The organism is Rhizobium sp. P1_E1, from assembly GCF_056406015.1.
This window is the reverse complement of sequence record NZ_JBFUAY010000072.1, coordinates 1-26,701: the sequence shown is the minus strand read 5'-3', so window position 1 is coordinate 26,701 and position 26,701 is coordinate 1. Positions and strand designations below refer to the sequence as shown.

At 60.4% G+C, this 26,701-nt stretch carries 29 protein-coding genes and 2 pseudogenes; 17 read left to right on the top strand and 14 right to left on the bottom strand.

The genetic code is table 11. The annotated features are described in order from the left end of the window. A pseudogene (locus AC1D1Z_RS21880) lies at positions 1–123 on the top strand (porin); the annotation flags it as partial. A gap of 103 nt (positions 124–226) precedes the next feature. Here the strand turns inward: AC1D1Z_RS21880 and AC1D1Z_RS21875 are convergent. Beyond that, positions 227–1,123 carry an alpha/beta fold hydrolase gene (locus tag AC1D1Z_RS21875; protein ID WP_446983293.1) on the bottom strand — a complete coding sequence of 299 codons (897 nt, stop codon included), beginning with the start codon at positions 1,121–1,123 and terminating at the stop codon, positions 227–229. A 65-nt stretch (positions 1,124–1,188) separates the two neighbouring features. Further along, positions 1,189–3,264 carry a lytic transglycosylase domain-containing protein gene (locus AC1D1Z_RS21870; RefSeq protein ID WP_446983294.1) on the bottom strand — a complete coding sequence of 692 codons (2,076 nt, stop codon included), beginning with the start codon at positions 3,262–3,264 and terminating at the stop codon, positions 1,189–1,191. A gap of 214 nt (positions 3,265–3,478) precedes the next feature. Between AC1D1Z_RS21870 and dapA the strand changes: the two genes are divergently transcribed. Next, positions 3,479–4,363, top strand: coding sequence for a 4-hydroxy-tetrahydrodipicolinate synthase (gene dapA, locus AC1D1Z_RS21865; protein ID WP_477851662.1), 885 nt, complete (start codon positions 3,479–3,481; stop codon positions 4,361–4,363). A 101-nt stretch (positions 4,364–4,464) separates the two neighbouring features. Next, complete coding sequence (gene smpB / locus AC1D1Z_RS21860; RefSeq protein ID WP_018241394.1) at positions 4,465–4,944, top strand: SsrA-binding protein SmpB; 480 nt, start codon at positions 4,465–4,467, stop codon at positions 4,942–4,944. Between the two features lie 72 nt (positions 4,945–5,016). Here smpB and AC1D1Z_RS21855 read toward each other — a convergent pair whose 3' ends face one another. Then, the gene (locus AC1D1Z_RS21855; protein WP_018241395.1) at positions 5,017–5,598 is read right to left on the bottom strand and encodes a LabA-like NYN domain-containing protein; all 582 of its coding nucleotides are present in this window, start codon (positions 5,596–5,598) and stop codon (positions 5,017–5,019) included. Positions 5,599–5,895: 297 nt separating this feature from the next. Between AC1D1Z_RS21855 and rpoZ the strand changes: the two genes are divergently transcribed. The 12 genes from rpoZ to AC1D1Z_RS21795 all read left to right on the top strand — a co-directional run bounded on the left by rpoZ (position 5,896) and on the right by AC1D1Z_RS21795 (position 16,574). Continuing rightward, a complete protein-coding gene (gene rpoZ / locus AC1D1Z_RS21850) occupies positions 5,896–6,300 on the top strand; it encodes a DNA-directed RNA polymerase subunit omega (RefSeq protein ID WP_018241396.1) in 405 nt (134 codons plus the stop codon). A 206-nt stretch (positions 6,301–6,506) separates the two neighbouring features. Beyond that, entirely contained in the window at positions 6,507–8,741 is a 2,235-nt protein-coding gene (locus AC1D1Z_RS21845; RefSeq protein ID WP_130759550.1) for a RelA/SpoT family protein, read from the top strand. A 183-nt stretch (positions 8,742–8,924) separates the two neighbouring features. Continuing rightward, on the top strand, positions 8,925–9,074 hold the full coding sequence (locus AC1D1Z_RS21840; protein WP_003558084.1) for a DUF3563 family protein: 150 nt from the start codon (positions 8,925–8,927) through the stop codon (positions 9,072–9,074). A gap of 161 nt (positions 9,075–9,235) precedes the next feature. Continuing rightward, positions 9,236–9,826 carry a DUF2062 domain-containing protein gene (locus AC1D1Z_RS21835; protein WP_018241397.1) on the top strand — a complete coding sequence of 197 codons (591 nt, stop codon included), beginning with the start codon at positions 9,236–9,238 and terminating at the stop codon, positions 9,824–9,826. Between the two features lie 38 nt (positions 9,827–9,864). Continuing rightward, on the top strand, positions 9,865–10,269 hold the full coding sequence (gene acpS, locus AC1D1Z_RS21830) for a holo-ACP synthase (protein ID WP_018241398.1): 405 nt from the start codon (positions 9,865–9,867) through the stop codon (positions 10,267–10,269). Between the two features lie 219 nt (positions 10,270–10,488). Next, positions 10,489–11,232, top strand: coding sequence for a signal peptidase I (lepB, locus tag AC1D1Z_RS21825; RefSeq protein ID WP_018241399.1), 744 nt, complete (start codon positions 10,489–10,491; stop codon positions 11,230–11,232). Beyond that, positions 11,229–11,948, top strand: a complete 720-nt coding sequence (gene rnc, locus AC1D1Z_RS21820) for a ribonuclease III (protein WP_003558092.1) — start codon at positions 11,229–11,231, stop codon at positions 11,946–11,948. The genes lepB and rnc overlap by 4 nt, the downstream gene beginning before the upstream one ends. Before the next feature lie 7 nt (positions 11,949–11,955). Next, on the top strand, positions 11,956–12,897 hold the full coding sequence (gene era / locus AC1D1Z_RS21815) for a GTPase Era (RefSeq protein ID WP_018070602.1): 942 nt from the start codon (positions 11,956–11,958) through the stop codon (positions 12,895–12,897). A gap of 72 nt (positions 12,898–12,969) precedes the next feature. Continuing rightward, positions 12,970–13,722 (top strand): Crp/Fnr family transcriptional regulator, encoded by a 753-nt coding sequence (locus AC1D1Z_RS21810; RefSeq protein WP_020049310.1) that lies wholly within the window; start codon positions 12,970–12,972, stop codon positions 13,720–13,722. A gap of 376 nt (positions 13,723–14,098) precedes the next feature. After that, the gene (locus AC1D1Z_RS21805) at positions 14,099–14,584 is read left to right on the top strand and encodes a response regulator (protein WP_018447378.1); all 486 of its coding nucleotides are present in this window, start codon (positions 14,099–14,101) and stop codon (positions 14,582–14,584) included. Between the two features lie 122 nt (positions 14,585–14,706). Next, positions 14,707–15,477, top strand: coding sequence for a DNA repair protein RecO (gene recO, locus AC1D1Z_RS21800; RefSeq protein ID WP_026230827.1), 771 nt, complete (start codon positions 14,707–14,709; stop codon positions 15,475–15,477). Positions 15,478–15,578: 101 nt separating this feature from the next. After that, positions 15,579–16,574: an aldo/keto reductase gene (locus AC1D1Z_RS21795; protein WP_018447380.1), complete on the top strand. Its 996-nt coding sequence runs from the start codon at positions 15,579–15,581 to the stop codon at positions 16,572–16,574. Positions 16,575–16,679: 105 nt separating this feature from the next. Here the strand turns inward: AC1D1Z_RS21795 and AC1D1Z_RS21790 are convergent, their stop codons facing one another. The 3 genes from AC1D1Z_RS21790 to AC1D1Z_RS21780 all read right to left on the bottom strand — a co-directional run bounded on the left by AC1D1Z_RS21790 (position 16,680) and on the right by AC1D1Z_RS21780 (position 20,248). After that, entirely contained in the window at positions 16,680–17,537 is an 858-nt protein-coding gene (locus AC1D1Z_RS21790; protein ID WP_018447381.1) for an MOSC domain-containing protein, read from the bottom strand. Positions 17,538–17,546: 9 nt separating this feature from the next. Continuing rightward, positions 17,547–18,206, bottom strand: coding sequence for an HD domain-containing protein (locus AC1D1Z_RS21785; RefSeq protein WP_196251440.1), 660 nt, complete (start codon positions 18,204–18,206; stop codon positions 17,547–17,549). Between the two features lie 137 nt (positions 18,207–18,343). Beyond that, positions 18,344–20,248 carry a putative bifunctional diguanylate cyclase/phosphodiesterase gene (locus AC1D1Z_RS21780; RefSeq protein WP_446983295.1) on the bottom strand — a complete coding sequence of 635 codons (1,905 nt, stop codon included), beginning with the start codon at positions 20,246–20,248 and terminating at the stop codon, positions 18,344–18,346. A gap of 440 nt (positions 20,249–20,688) precedes the next feature. Between AC1D1Z_RS21780 and AC1D1Z_RS21775 the strand changes: the two genes are divergently transcribed. Continuing rightward, positions 20,689–21,030, top strand: coding sequence for a hypothetical protein (locus tag AC1D1Z_RS21775; protein WP_130652118.1), 342 nt, complete (start codon positions 20,689–20,691; stop codon positions 21,028–21,030). A 219-nt stretch (positions 21,031–21,249) separates the two neighbouring features. Continuing rightward, on the top strand, positions 21,250–21,765 hold the full coding sequence (locus AC1D1Z_RS21770) for a superoxide dismutase family protein (protein ID WP_446983296.1): 516 nt from the start codon (positions 21,250–21,252) through the stop codon (positions 21,763–21,765). A gap of 103 nt (positions 21,766–21,868) precedes the next feature. Here AC1D1Z_RS21770 and AC1D1Z_RS21765 read toward each other — a convergent pair whose 3' ends face one another. The 8 genes and pseudogenes from AC1D1Z_RS21765 to AC1D1Z_RS21730 all read right to left on the bottom strand — a co-directional run. Next, positions 21,869–22,753, bottom strand: a complete 885-nt coding sequence (locus tag AC1D1Z_RS21765; protein ID WP_018447385.1) for a mechanosensitive ion channel family protein — start codon at positions 22,751–22,753, stop codon at positions 21,869–21,871. A 58-nt stretch (positions 22,754–22,811) separates the two neighbouring features. Then, positions 22,812–23,342 (bottom strand): tyrosine phosphatase family protein, encoded by a 531-nt coding sequence (locus AC1D1Z_RS21760; RefSeq protein WP_018241410.1) that lies wholly within the window; start codon positions 23,340–23,342, stop codon positions 22,812–22,814. After that, entirely contained in the window at positions 23,339–23,947 is a 609-nt protein-coding gene (locus AC1D1Z_RS21755) for an HD domain-containing protein (protein WP_131702312.1), read from the bottom strand. The genes AC1D1Z_RS21760 and AC1D1Z_RS21755 overlap by 4 nt, the downstream gene beginning before the upstream one ends. Further along, a complete protein-coding gene (ygfZ, locus tag AC1D1Z_RS21750; protein ID WP_477851663.1) occupies positions 23,944–24,807 on the bottom strand; it encodes a CAF17-like 4Fe-4S cluster assembly/insertion protein YgfZ in 864 nt (287 codons plus the stop codon). Before ygfZ ends, AC1D1Z_RS21755 begins: the two co-directional genes overlap by 4 nt. A 98-nt stretch (positions 24,808–24,905) precedes the next feature. After that, positions 24,906–25,658 (bottom strand): hypothetical protein, encoded by a 753-nt coding sequence (locus AC1D1Z_RS21745; protein ID WP_334543045.1) that lies wholly within the window; start codon positions 25,656–25,658, stop codon positions 24,906–24,908. A gap of 18 nt (positions 25,659–25,676) precedes the next feature. Beyond that, positions 25,677–25,934, bottom strand: coding sequence for a hypothetical protein (locus AC1D1Z_RS21740; protein WP_003546972.1), 258 nt, complete (start codon positions 25,932–25,934; stop codon positions 25,677–25,679). Between the two features lie 103 nt (positions 25,935–26,037). Continuing rightward, a complete protein-coding gene (locus tag AC1D1Z_RS21735; RefSeq protein WP_018447390.1) occupies positions 26,038–26,481 on the bottom strand; it encodes a TIGR02301 family protein in 444 nt (147 codons plus the stop codon). A 34-nt stretch (positions 26,482–26,515) separates the two neighbouring features. After that, positions 26,516–26,701, bottom strand: a pseudogene (locus tag AC1D1Z_RS21730) (ADP-ribose pyrophosphatase); the annotation flags it as partial.

The window sequence follows — 26,701 nt, the reverse complement described above, 5'->3', positions numbered from 1 at the left end:
GGTCTGACCGTTGATTACCAGATCGTCGACAACTTCTACGCCAAGGCTTCGGTTCAGTACCTCGATCCGGAAGATGCTGACGACTCCACGACGGGCTACTTCCGTCTGCAGCGTTCGTTCTAATCTGATCTGACTTCGGTCAATCAGGAAAGCCCGGCTCTCGAGCCGGGCTTTTTGTATTTGGGCGAGACTGGCACGTTGTGCCAGCTGACCAGTGTCGATGAGGTTATCGGCAGGTGGCGAGAAAAGTGCGAATTGCTGTGGGGATGTTATCGAGATGCAGGAGCGGGGCATGGCCTTGCCCTTCGGCAGTATGTCGGATCAAGCCCGAATGCCGCCGCGCCATTTCGCCGGCGCTTTCCTGTGAAAGCAGCGACGTATTTTCGCCGCGGATCAGCATGAGTGGCAGCCGGCTCAGGCTTTCGAATTGCCCCCAGAGATCAGGCAGCGGCTGGCTGAAATCGATCGATTTCAGTGCCTCCGCGATCGCCGGGTCGAAATCGGCGATCGGCCTTCCGCTGATCTCGCGATAAAGGGCAAGCGCCATCTCGCGCCAGTCTTCCTCTGCAAGCGCGGTAAACGACGCGCCATGATTTTCCTTCAATAGATCGACTGCCTCGTTCCAGTCAGCTGGCTTCCTGCCGCTGTTGAGGTAATCGCGGATCCGTGCCAGCCCCTCAGCCTCGAGCACAGGTCCGATATCGTTGAGGATGACGGCTTCGAGAAGATCCGGCCGCGTCGCCGCGATCAGATGCAGGATCAGCCCGCCGCGCGACGTGCCGATGAAAATCGCCCGCTCAATGCCAAGCGCTGCGCAGGCGGCAATGACGTCGCCGGCCTCGACGGCGAGATTGTAGTTCGCCTTGTTGTCGTCCCATGCCGAGTTTCCCCGCCCGCGCGAATCGAGCGCGATCACCCTGCGCGGTGCTGTCATATCCCGGGAGAGAAGCAGCGCAAGCGGATGAAAATCCCGTGTATTGCGGGTCAGGCCGGGCAGGCAGATCACCGGCAGCCATTCGGCAGTTGCTGCCTGGTCGGGTGGGTAGTCGCGGGCATAAAGCCTCAGCCCATCAGAAGAAGTGAAAAATCGCTCCTGGAAACCACCTGCATCCGTATCCGGCATCACATCCCTCGAGACCTGTTTGACCCCGAAGATGTAACTTGCTTTTCAAGCCGCGCCAAACGGCTTCAGGAGGCGCTGCGTCCGCCGATCAGGTCACGTTCGATATCGGTGGGCTGGCCGAGGCGAGCCTTGTAAACTTCGTAATTCTCCATCACCCGCTGCACATAGTTGCGCGTTTCGGGGAAGGGGATGCGCTCGATCCAGTCGACGATCTCGTCGATCGGCCTGCCGCGCGGATCGCCGTAGCGGCCGATCCATTCCGGCACCCGCTTCGGCCCGGCATTATAGGCAATGAAGGTGAGGATATAGGAACCGCCGAAGGCGTCGATCTGCTCGCCGAGATAATGCGCACCGAGTGTCGCGTTATAGCCGGCATCGGCCGTCAGCTTGTCCTTGGAAAAGGCGATGTTATTGCGCTTGGCTACCGCCTGGGCCGTGCCGGGCAGGAGCTGCAGCAGGCCGCGCGCATTCGCCGCCGAAACGGCGGCCGGGTTGAAGGCGCTTTCCTGCCGGGCGATGGCATAGGCGAGTGCCTTGCCGGAGCCAGATATATTGGCGTTCGCCGGGATCACGCCGATCGGAAAGGCAAGCGCTGCGACATCGATGCCGCGCCCATAGGCGATCTTGCCGATTTGCAGCGACAGATGATGATCGCCGGATTGCTCGGCCTGTGCCGCAAGGACAGCCAGTTCACCGGGGCTTTGCAGTTGATCGGCGAGCGCCAGATAGAGAATGGCGGCCCGCCATCCATGGCCGGCGGCCTCCAGTCGGGCGATCGCCTGCACGGCTTCGCGTGCCTGGAAGCGTTGGCGGTCAGCCGTGCTCGGTGCAGGATAGGTGACATTAAGCGTCTTTCGCCCCAGCCTTTCCGCCGCGAGCTGGCCATAGAAGGTGCCGGGAAAATTCGCGGCCTTCGCATAGAATTCGCTGGATTTGCCGGGGCCTCTGGCCTCCGCTGCGCGTCCCAGCCAATACCAGGCGCGTGAGACCGAGATCGGCCCGTTTGAGGTATCGAGGATCTTGCGGAAGTGTTTTTCCGCCGTTGTCGGGTCCTGCAGGCCGCGAAGCGCGTACCATCCGGCGTGGAATTCAGCCTCGACGATATCCGTCGGGCTCGTTGCGGCGTAGTTTGCGACGATGCGATAGGCCGGCTTGAATTGTCCCTGGTCGACGAGACCACGGCTGACGATACGTTGCTCGTTCCACCATTCGCCGGAATTGACGAGTTCGCTACGCTCGGGCGGCATCTGCTCGAGAAGTGCTGCCGCCTCGGCATATTTGTCCTGTTTGCGCAGATATTCGATCCGCGCAAACAACAGGCCGGCATCGGCTCGCCACTTCGCATCGACGGCGTTGAGCAAGGCGCCGGCATTGCCGGCTTTGGCGTCAACGGCAGCCCAGGCCTTGTACAGCGACTGGGCCTGGCCCATGTCGCCGAAGCGCTTGGCCTGCGCCACCCGGCCGCGATACATCAGATAGTCCATCCGCGCCTTATGGTCGGCGGGCGTCAACAGCGCGGAAAACTCGACGAGGATCTTGTCCTCGGTCGCCTTGTCGAGAGCCTCTCCTCGCCAGACTTTGCGGATATGTTTTGCCGCCTGCGCCTGCTTGCCTGATGCAACCAGCGCCCGGCCGAGGATGACGGCGCCCTGCATCGTCTCAGGCGCGGTATCGCCGAATGCGGCAAGTATGGCGGAAGGGGCGGGATTTTCGTCGTAGAGCGCGCGCTCGGAATAGGCGCGCAGCCGCGAAAGACCCGGCCAGCCCTTGAGCTCCTGCGCGGCGCTGGCGATTTCATAGGAGGGAACGCCCTTCAATCCGGAAACGGCAATCGCCCAGGTGAGGATATGCCGGTCGAGCGTAGCGTCGCGCATGCTGTCACGGATCGAAAGCGCCAGTTGCGGGTCCTTGTCGGAAAGCGCATCCAGGCCGGCTTTCAGGTCGCCGCTCACAGGCGCGATAGCCGGGTTGCGCGGAATGGCGCCCGTTGTCATCGATTCCGGTATGGCTGTCTCGGGAATGAAGCCGAGCGGCTTGACATCAGGCATAGGAGTGCTCTCGCCGGGAAGCGGCGACGCAACACTGCCCCACGCGGCGGCAACAAAGCCGAAGGCGGACAGAATCAGGACAGCTTTCTTCATCCGGGATCTCGCAACGAAAACACGCCCTGCCATTAGGCTAGAGGCATCTTAACGAAACCTTACCGTACCAGGTAAAATTCATTCACATCTGCTATCGGAATTTGCCCTAAACCGAACTCTACGCGCTTGTCGCGATGATTTCGGCGCTCTATGGTGCGCAACTCTTATTCATGGAATGCGGCCGAAGCAAGGATTTGGTCGTGAGGAGCTTTGCATGTTCAATGGGTCCATTCCCGCCCTCGTCACCCCCTTCACCGATGCCGGACTGATCGACGAAGATAGCTTCGCCGCGCATGTCGACTGGCAGATCAAGGAAGGCAGCGCCGGTCTCGTCCCGGTCGGCACGACGGGCGAATCCCCGACGCTGTCGCATGCCGAACACAAACGGGTGGTGGAACTCTGCATCGAAGTTGCCGCAAAGCGCGTTCCCGTCATGGCCGGCGCCGGCTCGAACAATACGCGGGAGGCGATCGAGCTCGCCCAGCATGCCGAAAAGGTCGGTGCGAACGCCGTTTTGGTCGTCACTCCCTATTACAACAAGCCGACGCAGAAGGGTTTGATCGCGCATTTTTCAGCCATCGCCGAGGCCGTCGATCTGCCGATCTATATCTATAATATCCCCGGCCGCTCGGTGGTCGACATGACGCCGGAAACGATGGGTGCGCTCGCCAAGGCGCACAAGAATATTGTCGGCGTCAAGGATGCAACGGGCAAGATCGAGCGCGTCTCCGAACAGCGCATCACCTGCGGCACGGATTTCAGGCAGCTGTCCGGAGAGGATGCGACGGCGCTCGGCTTCAACGCCCATGGCGGTGTCGGCTGTATTTCGGTAACCGCCAATGTCGCCCCGCGCCTCTGTGCCGACTTCCAGGCGGCGACACTGGCAGGCGACTATGCCCGCGCGCTGGAATTTCAGGATCGGCTGATGCCGCTGCACAAGGCGATCTTCCTTGAGCCGGGTCTTTGCGGTGCCAAATACGGGCTCTCCAAGCTTGGTCGGATGAGCCGCAACGTCCGCTCGCCGCTGCTTTCGACGCTGGAGCCGGCAAYGGAATCAGCGATCGACGCCGCTATGCGCCATGCAGGCCTTTTGAACTGACGGGACCGGCCTTCTTCACAAGATGGGGTCTCTCCCTTACATAAAGGGCAAGAAATGAGGGCGCGGCTTTTCGCGCCCTAAAAAGAAATTGGAATGTCGTCATGGCCCCCAAAGGCAGCCAGCGCGTGGTGAACAAGGTCGTGGCCGAAAACCGCAAGGCCCGCTTCAACTACGAGATCATCGATACCTACGAGGCCGGCCTCGTGCTGATGGGCACGGAGGTCAAGGCGCTGCGCGAAGGCAAGGCCAATATCGCCGAATCCTACGCCTCGGATGAGGGCGGCGAGATCTGGCTGATCAATTCCTACTTGCCGGAATATCTGCAAGCCAACCGCTTCAATCACGAACCGCGCCGACGCCGCAAGCTGCTGCTGTCGGGCCGTGAAATCCATCGCCTGCGCTCGGCCATCAACCGCGAAGGCATGACGCTGATCCCGTTGAAGATCTATTTCAAYGATCGCGGTCGGGCGAAGATGGAGCTGGCGCTGGCCAAGGGCAAGAAATTGCACGACAAGCGCGAGTCGGAGAAGGAACGCGATTGGAATCGGCAGAAGAGCCGCCTGCTGAAGGATAGAGGCTGACCACGACGCCGTGGCTGACGATCACCAGTCCAATCCGGCCCTTATCGCGCGACTTCGAGACGCCCGACGAGATCAGTCTTCGAAATCGCTGGCCGGGGCGACTTCGGCCTGGCGTGGCGCCCGCTCCGAGGGATCGCGACCGATTTCAGCCTTCAGAGACAAGAGATCGATGAAATGATCGGCCTGACGGCGCAGGTCGTCGGCAATCATCGGCGGCTGGGTTGCCATGGTTGAGATCACCGAGACCTTGCGGCCTCTGCGCTGCAACGCCTCGACCAGGTTCGTGAAGTCGCCGTCGCCCGAGAAGATGACGAGATGATCGACCGTTTCGGACTGTTCCATCGCGTCGATCGCAAGCTCGATGTCCATGTTGCCTTTGATCTTTCGGCGACCCATGGAATCTGTGAATTCCTTGGCAGGCTTGGTGACGACTTTGTAGCCGTTGTAATCGAGCCAGTCGATCAGAGGCCGGATCGATGAGTACTCCTGATCCTCGATCAGAGCGGTATAATAATATGCGCGCAGCAGGTATCCGCGTTTCTGGAATGCTTTCAAGAGCTTGCGGTAATCTATGTCAAATCCCAGGCTCTTGGATGCAGCGTAGAGGTTGGCGCCGTCAATGAAGAGTGCAATTTTTTCGCGTGGGTCAAACATCGCTTACCAATCCAATGAGAGCAATCGAAATTCGCAGGTGCCAAACTTCAATAAAAACAATAGCTTGTGTTTCGATTTCGATTTGATCCTTACTTTATGAATTATTCATATATGAAAGATTTAGGGCACGATTCGACATATTCCAAGCAACCTTCGGTGGAATTATGACATTCTCCATGGAAATCTAGCTCAGCCGCGGATAAAGACGAGGGGAGCCGGAATGAAAAACTTGTATTTGCCCGGTTTTAATTGTATCGGGCGTGCTAATCCCGAAATGACGACCGTAAAGGACAGGCAATGGCCCGTGTCACAGTTGAAGATTGCATCGACAAGGTGGAGAACCGCTTCGAGCTGGTTCTGCTCGCCAGCCACCGCGCCCGGCTGATTTCCCAGGGTGCCTCGATCACCATCGATCGTGACAATGACAAGAATCCCGTTGTGGCCCTGCGCGAAATCGCCGACGAGACACTTTCGCCCGACGACCTCAAGGAAGATCTGATCCATTCGCTGCAGAAGCATGTCGAAGTCGACGAGCCCGAGCCCGATCCGGCAAGCATGATCGCCGCCGGCAGTGTCGCCGCAGCCGACAGCGAAGAGCAGGACGACCTGCCGGAGACGATCACTTTCGACCAGATGTCGGAAGAAGAGCTGCTTGCCGGCATCGAAGGCCTCGTGCCGCCGGAAAAGAGCGACGACTACTAAGCGCGTCGGCCGGATCCCCGGTCGCATCGGTTGAGTATGATCCTCCCGGTCGCATTGATGCGATCCGGAAAAATGCTTCATGCGATGCAAAAGAGCGACGATTACCAATCGTCAATCTTGCACCTTTATTGCTTAGGCATATTATTGCCCATGTGTGCGCCAATCGTTGATTGGCGCGCTTTTATTTTTATCGGAGTGGCTTTGGAATGATGCGGCAGTACGAGCTCGTGGAGCGGGTTCAGCAATACAAGCCCGATGCCAATGAAGCACTGCTGAACAAAGCCTATGTCTACGCCATGCAGAAGCACGGCCAGCAAAAACGCGCGAGCGGCGATCCCTATATTTCCCATCCGCTCGAGGTCGCTGCCATCCTCACCGACATGCACCTCGATGAATCGACAATCGCGGTTGCTCTGCTGCACGATACGATCGAGGATACGACGGCGACACGCGCCGAGATCGATGAACTCTTCGGCGAGGATATCGGCCGCCTGGTCGAGGGTCTGACGAAGATCAAGAAGCTCGATCTCGTCACCAAGAAGGCCAAGCAGGCGGAAAACCTGCGCAAGCTGTTGCTCGCCATTTCCGACGATGTGCGCGTGCTGCTCGTCAAGCTGGCCGATCGCCTGCACAATATGCGCACCCTCGATCACATGTCGGCCGACAAGCGTGCCCGCATTTCCGAGGAGACGATGGAAATCTATGCGCCGCTCGCCGGCCGCATGGGCATGCAGGACATGCGCGAGGAACTCGAGGAGCTTTCCTTCCGGCATATGAACCCGGAAGCCTATGAGACCGTCACCAAAAGACTGGAAGAGCTTTCGAAGCGCAACGAGGGCATCGTCAAGAAGATCGAGGCCGAACTGCGCGACCTGCTGGTGGCAAGCGGCCTGACGAGCGCCTACGTCAAGGGCCGGCAGAAGAAGCCCTATTCGGTCTTCCGCAAGATGCAGTCGAAGTCGCTTTCGTTCGAGCAGCTTTCCGATGTCTACGGCTTCCGCCTGATCGTCGAGGATATCCCTTCCTGTTACCGGGCGCTCGGCATCGTCCACACGCGCTGGCGCGTCGTGCCCGGCCGCTTCAAGGACTATATCTCGACGCCGAAGCAGAACGATTACCGTTCGCTGCACACCACCATCGTCGGTCCTTCCAGCCAGCGCATCGAACTGCAGATCCGCACCAAGCGCATGCACGAAATCGCTGAATTCGGCATCGCCGCCCACACACTCTATAAGGACGGCGCCACCAATGCCGATGGCGACATCCTGTCTCGCGAATCCAATGCCTATTCCTGGCTGCGCCATACGATCGAGGCCCTCGCCGAGGGGGACAGCCCGGAAGAATTCCTCGAGCACACCAAGCTCGAGCTGTTCCAGGATCAGGTCTTCTGCTTCACGCCGAAGGGCAAGCTGATTGCCTTGCCGCGTGGCGCCACCCCGATCGACTTCGCCTATGCGGTGCACACCAATATCGGCGATACCACCGTGGGCGCCAAGATCAACGGCCGCATCATGCCGCTGGTGACGCGGCTTGCAAATGGCGACGAGGTCGAGATCATCCGCTCCGGCGTGCAGGTTCCGCCCGCCGCCTGGGAGGAAATCGTCGTGACCGGCAAGGCGCGCGCCGCCATCCGCCGGGCCACCCGCATGGCGATCCGCAAGCAATATGCCGGCCTTGGTCACCGCATTCTCGAGCGCACCTTCAATAGGGCCGGCAAGATCTTCTCGCGTGAGGCGATGAAGCCGGCGCTGCACCGTCTTGGCCAGAAGGATGTCGAGGATGCGATCGCCGCCGTCGGTCGCGGCGAGATGTCCTCGCTCGACGTGCTGCGCGCCGTCTATCCCGATCATCAGGATGAGCGCGTCACCGTGAAGCCCTCCGGCGACGACGGTTGGTTCAACGTCCGCAGCGCCGCCGGCATGATCTTCAAGATCCCCGGCAAGACCAAGGCCGGGCACGACGGTGGCCATGCGGAAATCGACGCGGATGCCGATATCGGGCCGATCCGCGGACTGTCCGGCAATGTCGACGTCAAGTTCGCGCCAACCGGCGCCGTGCCCGGCGATCGCATCGTCGGCATCATGGATCAAGGCAAGGGCATCACCATCTATCCGATCCAGTCGCCGAGCCTGCAGCGCTTCGACGATCAGCCCGACCGCTGGATCGACGTGCGCTGGGATCTCGACGAAGCCAACAAGTCGCGTTTCATGGCGCGCATCATGGTGAATGGGCTGAATGAACCCGGCACGCTTGCCAAGGTCGCCCAGACGGTCGCAGGCCTCGACGTCAATATCCGCTTGCTGAACACAGTGCGGGTGGCTGCCGATTTCACCGAAATGATGCTCGAGGTCGAGGTCTGGGATCTGCGCCAGCTCAATCAGTTGCTCGCCCAGATGAAGGAACTGGATTGCATCGCCACGGTCCGGCGGCTCTACGAGTAAGCTTTTGTTAAGCCCTTCAGGGGTTTGGACGAAAAATTGCACATTTTATGATCTTGGTGGCGCATCAAAAAGGCAAGCAATGCGCACAGCGCATGGCTGTCTCCATGTTGCGGCGGTGGTAATTAACCTTTGCCGAGCCTATCTTCTGGTCTTAGAAACGCAAACAGAAGATGAGACAAGGTAATGTTTGACCCTATCAAGAAATTCGCTCGCGCCTTTCGCGCTCCGACCACGCAGGAACGTGAAATGGCATATTTGAACGGCTCGCTCGATCGTATCGATCTCGAGTTTCGTCAGCGCCAGGTCGACCGCGGTCTGTTCCGAAATCGCTGATACTGAACTTTATACTTGAGGCGGGTGAGGGACGTTATGCATAACGGACGCCCCTCGGCATGTAGAAGCTCCTCTTCGCAGACAGAACTGAGGGGCTGTTTTTCGAGCGGTATCATTTGCCGCTCTTGTCATGGCGGTGTGCGCTGCACTAAATACCGGCCATGTTGTTTCGCCGTCGCAAACCTGCGGGATTCAAGGAAAAGATGCGGGAGCTTTTATGGCCTCGCAAGGGTTTCCTTCGCCCGATCCGTTACCTGACAATGCGCGTCCTGCGCCTGAGCGCTTCGCCGCATGCGGTTGCCGCCGGCGTCGCTGCGGGTGTCTTCGTCTCGTGGACGCCTTTCATCGGCGTGCATTTCGTCATGGCTTTCGTGATCACCTATTTCCTTTCCGGCAGCATGGTGGCCGCCGCCCTTGGTTGCGCCGCCTTCGGCAATCCGCTGACCTATCCCTTCATCTGGGGCATCACCTGGGAGATCGGACATCTGCTGTTGAGCCGCGAGGATCACCTGGCCGGTCAGACGGTGGATCTCGCCGCCCTTTTCCACAAGCTGAACTTCACTGAGCTATGGAAACCGGTGCTGGAGCCAATGCTGGTCGGCGCCATTCCGCCGGCGGCCGTCACCTCCGTTGCGCTCTATGCGCTGACATTCTACACCGTGAAGGGTTTTCAGACGCGCCGCCATATACGGCTGATGGAGCGGGCGCGCCTGCGCCTTGCCGTTCCGGCCGGCGACATGCCGAGCATATGAACCCGATCAAGAATTCTTAAGCGACGGAAGGTTCCGGCATGATCATCGGCATTGGCAGCGATCTGATCGACATTCGCCGTATCGAGAAATCCATCGAGCGCTTCGGCGAGCGCTTCACCCATCGCTGCTTTACCGAGATCGAGCGCGCGCGTTCCGACCGCCGGGCAAACCGTGCCGAATCTTATGCCAAGCGTTTCGCCGCCAAGGAGGCCTGTTCCAAGGCGCTCGGCACCGGCATAGCGCAGGGCGTCTTCTGGAAGGACATGGGCGTCGTCAACCTGCCAAGCGGCAAGCCGACCATGGTTTTATCAGGCGCGGCCGCCCTGATCCTCGAATCGCTGCTGCCCGCGGGCCACAGGCCCGCCATTCATTTGACAATAACGGATGATTATCCCTTGGCGCAGGCCTTCGTCATTATCGAGGCGTTGCCCGAGAGCCTCTGATCGTGACCGCGGGAGCGTTGATCGCGACCTCGGGAGCGTTGATCGCGACCTCGAGAGCGTTGATCGCGACCCCGGAAGCGTTTGACGCGACCCCGGAAGCGTTTGACGCGACCTCTCGTCGCTTTTGATGTTGTCGCCATTGCCGCAACCGGCCGAAGCCGCTAGAGAGAACGACAGAAAGAATTGCGCCGCCGCGGCGTCTTGAAGGAATAAGACTGCGTGTCCGAAAAAGTCGAAGCCAAGCCGAACGCCCTCTGGGAAAATATCAAAGTCATCATCCAGGCGCTGATTTTGGCGATGGTGATCCGAACGGTGCTATTCCAGCCCTTTACCATTCCGTCCGGTTCGATGATGCCGACGCTGCTGGTCGGCGATTACATCTTCGTCAACAAGTTCGCTTACGGCTATTCGAAATATTCGCTGCCCTTCTCGCCTGATCTCTTCAGCGGCCGCCTGTTCGGCGCCGATCCGAAGCGTGGCGACATCGTCGTCTTCCGCTTCCCGCCAAACCCCGAGATCGATTACATCAAGCGCTGCATCGGCCTGCCGGGCGACCATATCCAGGTTACCGACGGCGTGCTCTACGTCAACGGCAAGCCGGTTCCGAAGGTGGCGGACGGCAGCTTCACTTCGGATTACAAGCTTGATCCGGGCGCGGATGTGCCGGTGTTCCGCGAAACGCTCGACAACGGCAAGACCTACGACACGCTTGATCAGTCTCCGGTGTCGCGCGGCGATAACACCCGCGAATTCATCGTGCCGGAAGGCCATTATTTCATGATGGGCGATAACCGCGACAACTCGCTCGACAGCCGCTTCGACGTCGGATTCGTGCCCGCCGAAAATCTTGTCGGCCGCGCCAGCGTTATCTTCTTCTCGCTCGGCAACGATACCTCCTTCCGCGAAATCTGGAAGTGGCCGACGAACATGCGTTGGGACCGCCTCTTCAAGGTTGTTGAATGAGCAAGGCGCAGACGCTTTCTGCGGCGGACCGCGCAAAGCTTGAAGGCCTGATCGGTCATGACTTCGCTGAAAAGGAACGCCTGGATCGCGCGCTGACCCATGCCAGCGCCCGTACCGAAAAGGGCGGCAATTACGAACGGCTCGAATTCCTCGGCGACAGAGTTCTTGGGCTCTGCATCGCCGAGCTTCTGTTTCGCACCTTCGGGACGGCGGGAGAAGGCGAGCTCTCGGTTCGCCTCAACCAACTCGTCAGCGCTGAAACCTGCGCTGCGGTTGCCGACGAACTCAATCTTCACCTCTATATCCGTACCGGCGCCGATGTGAAGAAGTTGACCGGCAAGCGCATGATGAACGTGCGCGCCGACGTCGTCGAAAGCCTGATCGCCGCGATCTATCTCGACGGCGGCCTCGAAGTTGCCCGCCGGTTCATTCTGCGTTACTGGCAGGGCAGGGCAGTGCGGGCCGATGGCGCTAAGCGCGACGCCAAGACCGAGCTGCAGGAATGGTCGCACGCGAAATTCGGCGTCACGCCGATCTACCGGGTTGATGAACGCAGCGGACCGGATCATGATCCGCGCTTCAAGGTGACGGTGGAAGTTGCTGGCATTAAGCCGGAAACCGGCGTAGAGCGGTCGAAGCGTGCCGCCGAACAGGTCGCGGCAACGAAGATGCTCGAGCGCGAAGGCATTTGGCAGCAATCGTCTGCCGGAAACTGACGGGACAATGACACAAGAAGAAGATATCGCGGCCGAGGCTGCCGCAGAAACCAATGGTCCGACGCATTCGGGCTTCGTCGCGCTGATCGGGCCGACCAATGCCGGCAAGTCGACGCTGGTGAACCGCCTCGTCGGCGCCAAGGTCTCGATCGTCAGCCATAAGGTGCAGACGACGCGCGCCATCGTTCGCGGCATCGCGATCCACGACAACGCCCAGATCGTCTTCATGGATACGCCTGGCATCTTCAAGCCGCGCCGTCGGCTTGACCGCGCCATGGTGACTTCGGCCTGGGGCGGTGCGAGGGATGCCGATCTGATCGTGCTGCTGATCGACAGCGAGCGCGGCTTGCGCGGCGATGCCGAAGCCATCCTCGAAGGCCTCAAGGAAGTCCGGCAGCCGAAGATCCTGCTGCTCAACAAGATCGACCGCGTCAACCGTGAGGATCTGCTGGCGCTGGCCGCTGCCGCCAACGAGAAGATCGCTTTCGAGCGCACCTTCATGATATCAGCCGAAAACGGCTCCGGCTGCGACGACCTCATGGACTATTTGGCGAAAACGCTCCCGGAGGGGCCGTGGTATTATCCGGAAGACCAGATCTCCGATCTGCCGATGCGCCAGCTCGCCGCCGAGATCACCCGCGAGAAACTGTTTCTGCGCCTGCACCAGGAGCTTCCCTATGCCTCGCATGTCGAAACGGAGAAGTGGGAAGAGCGTAAGGACGGCTCGGTGCGCATCGAGCAGGTGATCTATCTCGAGCGCGACAGTCAGAAGAAGATCGCGCTCGGCAAGGGTGGTGAAACCATCAAGGCGATATCGACTGCGTCGCGCAAGGAATTGTCGGAGATCCTCGAACAGCCGGTCCATCTCTTCCTGTTCGTCAAGGTTCGCGAGAATTGGGGTGATGATCCCGAGCGGTTCCGCGAAATGGGTCTCGATTTTCCGAAATAAGCATGGCAAGGATTTCATCGGGTAGACGCTGGCCCCTGCTGGCGCGCCGGTTTTGCGACGGCAAGGGCAAGTATGGCGACGTCGAGACCCATCAATTCGTTCAAGACCCCTTGCGAGCAATGTCCCTTGCGGCCACTGCCGCATTTCAGGGAATTCAGCCGCGACGAGCTGGAATTCGTCTCGAGCTTCAAAAGGGGTGAGCTTGCCGTCGATGCCGGCTCGACCATCCTCGTCGAGGGCGCGCATAGCGCTCATCTCTTCACGGTGCTCGCCGGTTGGGGCTTCCGCTACAAGATGCTGGAGGACGGGCGCCGCCAGATTCTGAACTATATCATGCCGGGCGACCTGATCGGCCTGCAGGGAACGATCGCCGGCGAGATGCAGCATTCCGTCGAAGCGCTTTCTCCCGTTTCTCTTTGTGTCTTCGAGCGTGACAGGCTGATGACGCTCTACAACAAGCACGCCTCGCTCGCCTTCGACATTACCTGGATCGCCGCGCGCGAGGAGCGCATCCTGGATGAGCATCTCTTGAGCATCGGCCGCCGCACGGCGCTGGAAAGAGCAGCCTACCTGATCGCTTTCCTGTTTGAGCGCGGCCGGAAGCTGAATATCTTCAACGGCCGAAAATTCATCCCCATCACCCAGCAGCACATTGCCGACACGCTCGGTCTTTCGATCGTTCATACCAACAAAACCTTGAAAAAGCTCAGCGAACGTGGGTTGATCCGCTGGCAGGAGCGTGGCTGCGAGGTGCTGAACGGCGAGGAATTGATGGCGATCGCCGGCTGGGAAGGGCTCGGAGAGGGCAAACGCCCGTTCATCTAAGGCATGTCGCGCAAAGCAGCGGTTTTGCGATAACGGCATGCGTTGGAAATATAGAGCTAAAGCGCGAGGAGCGTATCTGAAGGATTGCGACGCGCTTTAGAGCATTCCTGATTTCTCCCGGGTGACGGATATGCTCCGTCTTGTTTGGCGCAATTCCGGACGCCAACCACTGCGCAGTCTTACTGGAATTGCTCTATAGCGCCGCGCGTCTTTTCGAGACGCCGCAAAGGACGCTGTAGCACTTTGAATGGCTGCACAAATATGCCGTAGCCAACCGGCCGGCTTATGTCTTTTTTAAATGCGCATTAGCAGCACGGAAAATAAAGTGAGCCGTCAACTTTCCTCCGATTTTGATTCTTATCGACCGGGCAGAAAAATGGTTTATTCAGAAAAGGTGGCGGAATTCACCGATAGCGTGGCATGCGGGGCACCGGAGGGCAATGATGTTGGTGAAACGGCCGGGGCGCTGCGACAGGCGCCCGACGGGGGGCATCGAATCATGAGCGCAATCCGTGTTCTGGTTCTTGAAGACAGTTTGATCATCGCGATGGAGGCGGAGGATATTCTGCGCCTGGCCGGCGTCGAGAGTATCGATATCGTCGGCAGTGTGGAACAGGCGAGGGCCGCCATTGCTGCGGAGACGTATGATTTCGCCCTTCTCGACGTCAATCTCGGCGAGGGCATGAGTTTCGGATTTGCCCGCCATCTTCTCGATATCGGCATCCCCTTCGGCTTCGTCAGTGGCTATTCCGATACCGGCGATTTCCCGCCCGACCTGCAACAGATACCGCTTCTGGTAAAGCCGTTCGACGAAACGGCGATGCGGGAATTCCTGCAGAGGCTTTTCCCGGCTGTAGCCTGACACGGTCATGACAGAATCCAGGCCTTGCTGACGGCGCCGCGCGCCTTTCAGACCCGCAAAGGACGCTGTAACGCGTTGAATTATGCAGTAGGATGGATTCGTCACCGCAGGGACTTCTTTCGATGCAATGGCAGGACCAGGCGATCATTCTGGGCGTCAAGCGCCACGGCGAGACGAGCGTCATTGCCGAGGTGATGACGCGTGATCGCGGCCGCCATCTCGGCCTGGTGCGTTCCGGCCGCTCGCGCGCCATGCAGCCGGTGCTGCAGGCGGGCAATGCCGTGGAGGTCAACTGGCGTGCCCGGCTTGACGAACATCTCGGTGAATTCCGCGTCGAGCCGGTGACACTGCGCGCCGCCCGCCTGATGGAAACGGCGACCGCCGTCTACGGTGTCCAGGCGATGGGCGCGCTGCTGCGGCTGCTGCCGGAGCGTGACCCGCATCCACACCTCTTCGATGCGCTGGAGGTCATCCTCGATCACCTGCATAATCCGGCCGATGCCGGCGAACTCTTCGTGCGTTTCGAGCTTGCTGTGCTGAATGATCTCGGCTTCGGCCTCGATCTTGCCGAATGCGCTGCGACCGGCGCCCGATCCGATCTCGTCTATGTCTCGCCGAAATCTGGCCGCGCCGTCAGCCGCACCGCGGGTGAGCCCTGGGCGGACAAAATGCTGCTCCTGCCGCCGTTCCTCAGCATCGAAGGCAATCATGCAGCCGACTTTGATAGTCTCTCAGCTGCATTCCGCCTGACAGGGTTCTTTCTGCATCGTCATGTCTACGAGCCGCGCGGCATCGAGGCGGCAGCTGCCCGCGACGGTTTCGTTCAGGCGGCGCTCAAGGCGCTTAATCCAGCCTTGCGGACGCTTTCCGGCCCGAACGGTATTTCCGCCTGACCTCGTTTTTTACGGGTGCAAAACATCCTCCGGATTTGGCGGTTTACCTGCTGATGAGTGCTTCCTATGTCTTCACAGGATTGCCAATCAAGGAGGACCCCATGCTGACCAAGACCGCATCACCGACGACGATCACGCTCTGGAACGGCCGCGAAATTCCGCGTCTCGGCATGGGATGCTGGGCGATCGGCGGCCCCTTCTTCGCCGGCGACACGCCGCTCGGCTGGGGCGATGTCGACGACGATGAATCCGTGGAGGCGATCCACCGTGCCATCGAACTCGGCATCCGTTTCTTCGACACGGCCTCGAACTACGGCGCCGGACACTCGGAGGAAGTGCTCGGCCGGGCGATCGGTAATCGCGACGATATCGTCATCGCCACCAAGTTCGGCTTCGCCACCGATCCGGCAAGCAAGCAGGCAACCGGCGCCTTTGCCGACGAGGCCTTCATCCGCCGTTCGGTCGAGACCTCGTTGCGCCGCCTCAAGCGCGATCGCCTCGATCTCCTGCAGTTCCACCTCAATGATTTTCCGATGGATCAATCGGATGCTGTCTTCGATACGCTGGAGGCGCTTCGCACCGAAGGCAAGATCGATGCGTTCGGCTGGAGTACCGATTTTCCGGATCGTGCCGCCCGTCATGTCGGCCGACAGGGCTATGTCTCGATCCAGCATACGATGAATGTTTTCGAACCGGTGCCGGAGATGATTGCGGTGATCGAGGGGAAGGGCCTGATCTCCATCAATCGTGGCCCACTGGCGATGGGGCTGCTGACCGGCAAGTTCACCGCCGACAAAGCGGTGGGCGCGAGGGATGTCCGCGGTGCTGCTCTCGATTGGATGGTCTATTTCAAGGATGGACGTATGGCCCCGGAATTCGCCGCACGGCTCGATGCCGTCCGCGATCTCCTGACATCAGGCAGCCGCACGCTGACGCAGGGCGCGCTTGCCTGGCTCTGGGCACGCTCGCCGCGCACCCTGCCCATTCCGGGCTTCCGCACTGTCGCTCAGGTGGAGGAAAATGCCGGCGCGCTGGAGAAGGGACCACTGCCAGCCGATGTCATGGCGGGGATCGATGCCGCGCTCGATCGCTTCTGAGGGTTTCAATACATGTCGCCCAAAAAGCATGCAGCGGTTTTGGGCGACATGCACAAGTCAAAGACTCAAAGCGCATCGGATGAATCCGGTTTGAAGCGATGCGCTTCAGGCTGCAGCTCGACGTTTGAGCGCCCAGCCTTCCGGCCTCTCTTCAACGATGTTGACGGTGTCACCGATCGTGATCCTGCCGTTGCCGCGCGGCGTGGCGTTCCAGCCGAAAAGCGGGCCGGGCACGCGCCGGTCGGCGGACATGCGGATGCGGCCCATGGCCGGCATTGGGTTTGGTCCCTCGCGGGACCCGGTCAACTGGTCTTGAGTCGTCATGATGCAGCGGGAGCAGGGTTTGACGAGATCGAAGCGGATGCCGGCGATCTCGATCGCCGCCCAGCGGTCCTCCGGCCAGGCCTCGTCGGTATCGATGACGATGTTCGGACGGAAGCGTTCCATGCCGACACTGCCTTCGCCATGGGCGGCGAGATCGGCATTCAATGCCTTCAGCGAGCCCGTCGTCGTCACCAGGATCTGATAACCGTCGGTAAAGGTGACGGGAGTGGCTTCGCCGGCCCATTCGGCATTCGCCGTCCGCCGTGCCTGGCCGTCGAAGAAGACTAGGCGCACCTCGCGGCCAAGCCATTCGGAAAGCTGCCGGTTGCTCTCCGGATCGGCGACGGCGGCGCTGACGGCAGATTTCCACACGGTCACATCCATGCGGTTTTCGGGCTGAGGCGGTGTTACCGATATGTCCGTTTTCCCCTGCATCAGCAGCCGAAAGGCGGTCGCCTCCGGTCGTACCTCGATGCGTGCGAGGTCGGGCAACTCGCGCTGGGTGATGAAGTGCCCTTGCGCATCGGTGATCATCGCCCGCCGGTCGCCGGGAAGCCCATAGGCGTCAATGTCGGCGGCCGGCAGCGCAATGCCGCGGGCGCTCTTGAGCGGGTAGATGAAGAGGTCGCTGACACGCATCTTGTGCTCCTAGATTTCGTCCATGAAGGCCGAGAGGAAGTCGCGCAGGCTTTTATCACGCGCGGCGGCCAGTCTGCGGCCGGTCTCGGTCTGGAAACCTTCCGCCAGTTTGAACAGCTTCGTCTGGAAATGGTCAATGGCATAACGCTTGTCATCAAGCGGGCGGTCCGCTGCCGCCGGGTCGAATGGATCGTAGAGCCCGGATCCCAGTCGCCCGGCGATATAGAAGCAGCGGGCGGCGCCGACCATGCCGATCGCGTCCAGCCGGTCGGCATCCTGCAGGATCTTCGCCTCCAGCGTTTGCGGTGCCACCCCGGCAGAGAAACTGTGTGCGGTGATTCCGTGGGCCGCGGCTTCGATATCCGCCTCGCTCCAGCCGAGTTCCGCCAGGATCGCCGATGCCTTCTGCGCCGCCAAAGCCGATGCTTTTGCCCGCAGCGGCGAATTCTTTTCGACGGCGACGCAGTCATGCAGCAGCACCGAAGCGGCAAGAACCCGCCCGTCGCCGCCTTCTCCCGCATGGATGCGCATGGCATTTCTGAAGACGCGCAGAATATGGGCAAGGTCGTGCGAGCCGTCGTCGCCATCGGCCGCATGCGCAATCAGCGCCGCCGCAAGCGTTTCGTATGGGGAGAAGGCTTCAGCCGCGAACATAGCGCCACCTGTCATGAGGAAGATCGTTTTCCGCCGATAGGGGATCGGCGCTGAATTGAATGCGGGCGGTAAAAGGATGCGACAACGAAGATCTCAGGAATCGCAGCCGATTTTGTAGCGGCTTGCCATGCGAGTCGCAATCGAGGGGGATCTCAGTGCTTGGCTTCAGGAAGTTGGGTCACGCCGCCGTTCTTCGGCGGCAGGGAGAGAATATGGGGCACGTCACGCGCCGGTCGCGGCGGACTGATGTGATAGCCCTGGATCTCGTCGCATTCCTCGCATTCGAGCAGCGCCAGCTGCGCGGCCGTCTCGACGCCCTCGACGGTGACGCGCATGCCGAGCGCATCGCCGAGCAGGATGATCGCGTGCATGATCGCATGCGCTTCCTTGTTGTCGACGATGTCGTTGACGAAGGACTTGTCGATCTTGATCTTGTCGAAGGGGAAGCTCGAGAGATAGCTCAGTGAGGAATAGCCGGTTCCGAAATCGTCCATCGAGATGCGGATGCCGCGCTCCTTCAGCGCATGCAGGATCGGCAGCACTTCGCTGAGATTTTCCATCAGCACGCTCTCGGTGATTTCGAGTTCAAGCCGCGACGGCGACAGCGCGGCGGCGGCAAGTGCCTCGCTGACATCTCGCGTCAGGTCGCTGCTGCTGAATTGGATTGCCGAAACGTTGACGGCGATCTTGATGCCCTCCGGCCATTGCGCTGCATCGTTGCAGGCCCGACGCAAAACCCAACGGCCGATATCGACGACGAGGCCGACCTCCTCTGCCAGCGGAATGAAATCCATCGGCGGAACGCGGCCTCGGACCGGATGGTTCCAGCGGATCAACGCTTCGAAGCCGCAGATACGTCGCTGCGAGAGGTCATAGAGCGGCTGATAATGCAGCTCGAATTCCTCTTTCTCAACGGCTGTTCGGAGGTCTGCCTCCAGCGCGTGTCGCAACTGCATCTGCGCTTCCATCTCACTGGCGAAGAAGCGCTCGCGTTTGCGCCCGTCCGCCTTGGCATGTGACAGCGCCACGCCGGCATTTTTCAGCAGGATATCGGTTTCCTCACCATCATCAGGGGCGATTGCGATGCCCATGGAGACGCTGAGCTCCAGCTGTTTCTCGCCGTGGAGGAATGGTTCGGAAAGCTCACGGCGGATCTGCTCTGCAAGCGCCGTCACGTTCCGCGGCTGCTGCTTGCCCGTCTGCAGGATGGCGAATTCGTCCGAGCCGAGGCGCGCCAGGGTGTTTTCCGAACCGGCCGAGGCTCGGATTCGCTCGGCGACCTGCTGCAGGATCTTGTCGCCGGCCGAAACGCCCATCGTGTTGTTGATCGATTTGAAACCGTCGAGATTGAGGTGAACGAGGGCAATCCGCTGATCTGGCCTGCGCTCTGCGAGCGTCGCATCGACCTGCTCGCGGAAATGGATGCGGTTCGGAAGGCCGGTCAGCGGGTCGTGGTGGGCGAGATAGGTGATGCGTTCGGCCGCCCTTCGATCCTCGGTAATGTCGGCGTGAATGGAAATGTTGCTGCCGTCGGAAAGGATGGTCACCATGCTCTGGATGATGCGGCCATCGTCCATCAACCATTCGCGCCGACGGAGGCTATTGCTTCTTGCGGTTGCGGAGGAATGTCGCCCGGTCCGCCGGCCGGGTTTGGTGCTAGCGCTCTCCGTGCCGCGCATTTTAGCCGTGAGATCGGCGATTGTCGCGCCGGCAATGACATCTTCGTCCGTCAGGTCGAAGAGCTGACGGAAGCGGATGTTGGAAAGCGTCAGTCGCTGGTCGGCGTCGAAGACGCTGAGACCGAGCGGCAGGTTGTTGAGAATGACTTCGAAGAGTTTCTTCTGTCCGTCGAACGCCTGGCTGAGGGCTGATATATTGCCCCTCAGCGCATGGTTTTCCCTCAGCAGCGTTTCCGCGCTTCTCTCGATTTCGTCATAGTCGCTTTCATGGACGCGATAGGTCGCGATCACAAGATCCATCAGGCGCTGCGCATCGATCGATCCGTCGGCGGTGACGGCCTCGGTGCATTGCCGCCAGAAGAGCGCTTCAGCTTTCATGTGCATACGTCTCGCGGGACGACAGCAGAGGAAAGCGTCCTCGTTTGATGAACGTGCCTCATTTCGCCGGACATGAAAGACCTTTCTAAAATGAATACAGAGATTGATTTTTTATACGCTGGACGCCTGCTGGTGATGCGTGATGTCCATTTTGTATGGGCCGGATTAATATTCGGTTGCAGTGCAGCAGCGGGGTCGATGCGTTAGACGTTTGTTTTATATGTGAAAAATAGCTGAAATACGCAGGAAAGCGGCCTTCTGACGCTGGCGGAGGCCTGCGTTCAGGCGTTCCGTTAACTTTTGTCAATCATCGTTAATGAGAAGTTAACAACTTATTGACGCACTGCGCAAATCAGTTTAACCACCGAGTCAACAGTGATTTTCCAACGTTCGTATTGCGTGCAAACACCACCGGCAGAAGGCGGTGAATGGAGGTTTGTATGACCAGCACCACATCCGTTTCAGACACCTCATACGCATATCTGGCGACGCTTTCGCGGCTCGATGCCAATGGCGATGGCGTACTCAGCCGCGGCGAACGTGCCGCCGATGAGAAGCCAGGCATCATCAAGGAACTCCTCGAAGACGATAAGGCCAGCGACACGCAGCCGAAATTTTCCGGCAGCCTGATTGCGCTGATGATGGACACCCGTGACGGCGGCAGTGCAAGCAGCATCGCCGTTCCCTATCCGCTGCAGCAGGCCGCGCCGACATCAGGCGATCAGTCCGACGATCTCTACCGCAAGACCTACGGTCAATTCGATTTCGACGCCGTCGCCTGAGCGGCGTCTCAAATCGAAAGATCTGCAAGCCGGCCGGTTGTCCGGCTTTTCTCGTTCGATATTCCTGCGCATAACCCGAAAATCAGAGTGATTTTCGGAAAGGATTAGGCGCCACGCAAAGTGCTGGAGCGTCCTTAGCGCGTCCTATCGGACGCGCGGCTCAGGAACACCTTCCGGTTTGACACGTTCAGAAGGACAACCGGACGCAAGGAGATCTCCATGAAAGCCATGAGCATTATCGCCACCTTGAGCCTGCTTGCGGTTGCATTGCCGGCAGGCGCTCAGGACAAGCAAACGGCGGTCGCCAATTTCGTCGGCAAGGACGGCAAGGAGGACGGTCGCGCGCAACTGACGGCTGCCGCCAATGGCGGCGTCCTGATCGAAGTCGAGATATCGGGATTGCCGGCGAACAAATGGGTGGCGTTCCATGTTCATGAGACCGGCCGCTGCGACGCCGCGACCCATCACGAATCAGCGGGCGGTCACTTCAACCCTGATCAGGCCGAGCATGGCATCCTTGCCGCCAAGGGACCGCACGCCGGCGATATGCCCAATCAATATGTCGGGCAGGACGGCAGGTTGCGGGCACAGATCTTCGACGGCATGGTCACGCTCGACGGCAAGACTGACGGCATTCGCGGCCGCGCATTGATGGTGCACGCCAATTCGGATGATTATCGCAGCCAACCTTCGGGTGATGCCGGGGAAAGACTCTCCTGCGGCGTCATCCAATAGGCTACGGCGCAACTCTTAGATCGGCATCGATTTAGGGACAAAATTAGGAATTCAAACTGCACAGCGCCACGGGTCTTAAAAAGATCCGTGGCGCTGCAATGTCTTACTGCCGCGTCGGCGTCGGTTTTTCGGCCGTCGCCTTGCCGTTGGACTTTTTTGCCGGCGCGGCATCTGAAGCATCCGGCACGGCGTCAGGATTGTCATCGAAGGCGAGTTTCACGCGTTTCACCATGTCACGGCTGACCAGCCACCAGTCACCTGTCTTTGCCCAGTAGCGCAGCGCGACGGAGATCGTGCCATCACCGAGGCTGTCGATGAAGACGCTGGGTGCCGGTGACGTCAGCACCCTGGAATCGGCTTTGGCAAGGTTCATCAGCGTCTCCATTGCCAGATCGATGTCATCCTCATAGGCGACGCTGATTTTCAGCTCGTTCCGCCGGGTGGGCTCGCGGGTGAAATTGGTAATGGGCGTATTCCAGAGCGTCGAATTCGGCGCCAACCGGTAGAGCCCGTCGCCGGTTTTGAGCTCGGTTGCAAACAATCCGATTTCGCGCACCGTGCCGGCCACGCTGCTGGTCTCGATATATTCACCGACGCGGAAAGGCCTGAGGATCAGCAGCATAATGCCGGCGGCGATATTCTGAAGCGTCCCTTGCAGCGCTAGTCCGATCGCCAGGCCCGCTGCGCCGAGGGTTGCTATGATCGAGGCGGTCTGGACGCCGAATTGACCGAGGACGGTGATGAACACCAGGATGAGCAGCGCATAGCGCAGCACATTGGTGAAGAAACGCGCCAGCGTCTCGTCAATGCCATGAACGCGCGACAGGCCTTCATAGGCCCAGCGGCTGGTAAAGCCGGCCAGCGCCCAGCCAAGAACGAGCAGGATCACCGCCCCGAGGACGGAGAAGGAATATTGCACCGCAAGCGCGCTTGCCTGGCTGAGTGCCGTTTGCGTGGCGAGGAGTACATCGGCTGCCTGTTGTTCCATGATCTGGCCCTGTCGATTGTGCGTGGTCGGGGGCTAGATGGAGCGGCTGGCGGCAGCGTCAACCGCCAACGGCGTCCCGGATCGCAAGCACGAAGGGCGCATTGCCGTCGGCATCCGCACCACGTCCGATTGCCCGTACCGCCGCGACTAGCCGGCCGCTGCGGCCGAGCAGCGCGTCACCGATCTCGATCAGCCGGGCGTTGGGCGTCGCGAAAGGTGAGGCGGCTCGGAGTCGGCGAGCAAGCGTTTCATCGCTCTGATCCGGTGCCAGCGACAGCGCGGCGATGAGGGCTGCGGCCGGTGATCGCGACACGCCCATCCAGCAATGAATGAGCAGCGGCGTCTCTTGCTGCCACGATGCGGCAAAGTCGATAATCCCGCGGACATGCGTCTCGTCAGGCGCCACGAGATCGCCGGTGCCCTTGAAGAGGATATCGTTCATGCCAAGTGTCAGATGACGTTCGGCCGCAATCACGCCCGGCCGGTGAAAGGCCTGATTCTTGGCGATCAGGCTGATCATATCGCGCGCCTTATGGCGCACCGCCATTTCCGCGATGCGCGACAGCGGCGAGACGACGATGAAGCTCACGATACCATCCCCCGCTCGGCCTCGATCGCCGCGAAGCGCGCGCAGAACAATCGCTGCGCTTCGAGCGCAGGCAGGGGCTCGATCATCAGCATGTCCTTGCTGATGCCGCGCGGCTGGCCGAAGAATTTCTGCGCCTCGGCGGGTGTGAAACCGGCAAGCACGGTCGCCTCGAAATAGGCGGCGATGGTGTCGGCCTTCTTGATCCGGTCCTTGAGGTCGCGCGAGGGATGCGGCGGTAGGCCGAAACGCAGGTGCACGGCCGCCTCCAGCCGCTTTTCCACCGTCTTGTAGCCGCCGCCGACCACCGATTTGAACGGCGAGATCATGTCGCCGATCACATATTCGGGTGCGTCGTGCAGCAGCGCCATCAGGCACTCCTGCGGCCGCGCATCGTTGAAGCGGCGGAAGATATCCTCGACGACGAGACTGTGTTGCGCCACCGAAAAAGCATGATCGCCGGAGGTCTGGCCGTTCCACCGGGCAACCCGCGCAAGCCCATGGGCGATGTCGATGAGTTCGATATCGAGCGGCGAGGGGTCGAGCAGGTCGAGCCTGCGCCCGGACAGCATGCGTTGCCAGGCACGCGGAGCTTTCGTCGTTGTCACGCGCTGGCCTCGTCGCCGCTTGTGGGAAAGACAAGGCCGGACCATGCCGGCAGGACGAGGGAAACGGGCGTTTCGCCGGCGAGCAGCGGCGTACCTGCCGCCATCGCGGCGCCGGCGCGGTCGATGCGCACGATCGCAAGGCCGCTGCCGCCCTCGACAGAACCGAGCGTTCCCACAGGCTTGCCGCCGGCGGTGATCTCCGTCCCGGTCTCCGGCAAGGTTGTCGCGGCGGACACCGTGACGACGCGCCGGCGGGCAGTGCCGCGGTGCTGCATGCGCGAGACGACCTCCTGCCCGACATAGCAGCCTTTCCTGAAGGAGAGGCCGCCGTTGAAATCCATCAGCACGTCATGCGGGAAGGCGTCCTGCAGGGCGAAGTCCGATCCTGATGTGACGATGCCGTGGCTGATGCGCAGTGCGTCGTAGAGCGCTTCGTTGCCATCGCCATGTTTGCCGGGCCGGCGGATCAGCGTGACGCCCGCCTTGGCGAAGCGGCTGTCTCGGACGCCTTGGCTGTCTCGGACGCCCTGGCTGCCCTCGGCATCCTCGCTCCAGGAAACGGTGACGCCCTCTTCAGTGCTTGTCGCAAGTGTGACGGCGGCGCGCAGCTTGTACATTGTCAGCCGCTTCAGCAGGCCGTCGCGCTGGCCGGCGTCGGTTTCGATCATGTAGCCGTCGCCGTCCTGCCAGATCATGAAGTCGAACAGGATCTTGCCCTGCGGGGTCAAGAGTGCCCCGGGCCGTGCCTCGTCGGCGCCGAGCGAGGTGATGTCGGTGGTGATCAGGTTCTGCAGGAAGGATTGGGCTTCCGCGCCGCTGACARGGAGCAATGAGCGGTCATTCAGGAATACGGCTGGCATGGCGGAACCTGTCGCGTTGGTCATCGCTCAGAGGTATGTCTTCATGAGGTGGATCGCAAGCGCCATGCGAAACGTGAAAAGCGCAGGCGAGACGGGCATCAATCACCCGCTGTGAAGAATTTCCATTTGCCCTGAGGCGTAATGCCGAGGCGGTAGAAATTATATCCGCCGAACTCCTGCATGTCGGAGAGATCGCCGGCCGTGACGATGCGCAGCAGCTCGACACGCTCCGGCGGCGTCAGCGACTTCAGGTCCTTCTCGGCAAAATAGGGCCAGACATACATGTCGTCTGCTGTGCCCTGGCCGACATGCACGAAGCCGGTCGAGACGATGTCGAGCATGATGGCAAGGATCTCGTCGCCATCAGGATCACCCGACAGATCCTTCAGCGCGCCGATCGGGTCGTCAGTCGGTTCGCCCACAGTCACCTGTGTCTGGTCGGCGCCGGTGCCCATCAGCGGCCGCAGCCGTTCGAGATCGCCGGAGGCGGCCGCTTCGACGATCTGCTCGCGCATCTTGCGAACCGGCTCTGGCACCTTGCTGATGTCGTAGATCACCTCGGTGGGCTTGGAATTATCCTGGGCGCCGGGCGTCTTGTCGACACCCTGATTGTTCTGGCTGTTGACCAACGGATCGGCCATGGGAACGCCGGGAGTGGTCTGCGGCTGGCTCTGTCCTTGAGCGCTTCCCTGTGCGGGCGGCGTCTCGTTGGCCGCCTGGCCGGGGATGTTGTGCAGTTCGGAAAGCGCGTAGGCGGCCGGCGCAATGAAAACATTGCCGGCGGCGAGGCTGAACGCAAGCAGCACCGGCGCGAGCGAAATTCGCGAAACTTTCTCTTTACCGGTGTGCATCAAACTCTCTGATAACAATTATTGCAGGGTGCGGTTCGCGGAGAATTCGCCGGCAAGCATGCGCTCACGCAGCGAATCCAGCAGGGCTTCGGCGCTCTTTTCCCCATGCAATCTGATCGTCTCGCGCAGCGCATGTGCAATGGCGGCATCAGCGATGATTTCAGGCTCGATCCCGTCGGCCATGCCGTCGGCCCAAGCCTCGTTCTGGTACTCCAGAGCTGCCTGCATCTTTTCGTGGACGATCATGTCGTCGATGTCGTTGAGGCTTGCTTCCATTGTTTTTTCCTCAGCACTTCTCATGTCTTACTGCACCGTTAACAACACTAACAGCCTTTTCCCAAAACGACACGTCCGCATGCGAAAACAGGTTAATTAAACGTCAATTTCCAAAGCGCGAGGTAATTTCTGTGGCAAGTGTTGCACCTTCGTTACGGTAGCGCTCTTCTGCCACGATGGCCGCCGGGGTGCAATCCGTATAGACCGAGGCGAAGGCGCGATAGCCGCGATTGAAGGCCGCTGTGAGCTTTTCCTTGCGCTGCTGCTCGTTGCCGGTCTCCGAATCGAGCAGCTGCTGCATGCCGTTTCGCCACTCGTCGCCGCCAGGCGCCTTGCAGAGCGTTCTGAGATAATGCACCGAACCCAGCACCTCGGCGAACCGCGCCAGCTTGTCGTCATAGGGCACGTTCACGATCGGCGGTGCAATCTGCTCCTCCTGTGGAGGCGGCGTATTCTTGCCCTGCGCCATCGTGGGGCCGGCGAGGACGAGCAGGGACAGAAAAACGCGTCGAACGGGAATCATGTTCGTAGTTGATACGCTGAGCATGACGGCAACAAGGCGTGCTTGAAAGTTTCCACGTCTATTCGCCGCCCGCCAGCCGCTCAGCGCATTCAAGTACGCTCTGCGGTACGGGCAGCCGCCGGATTTGCTCCACCGTGTACCAACCGAGGGCGGCTGCATCGTCGGCGGCTTCCGCCACCGCGTCCCGATCCGCGTCGACGCGGAAGACCGACAGCAGGAAATGGCTGTTGACGCTGCCGTCGGC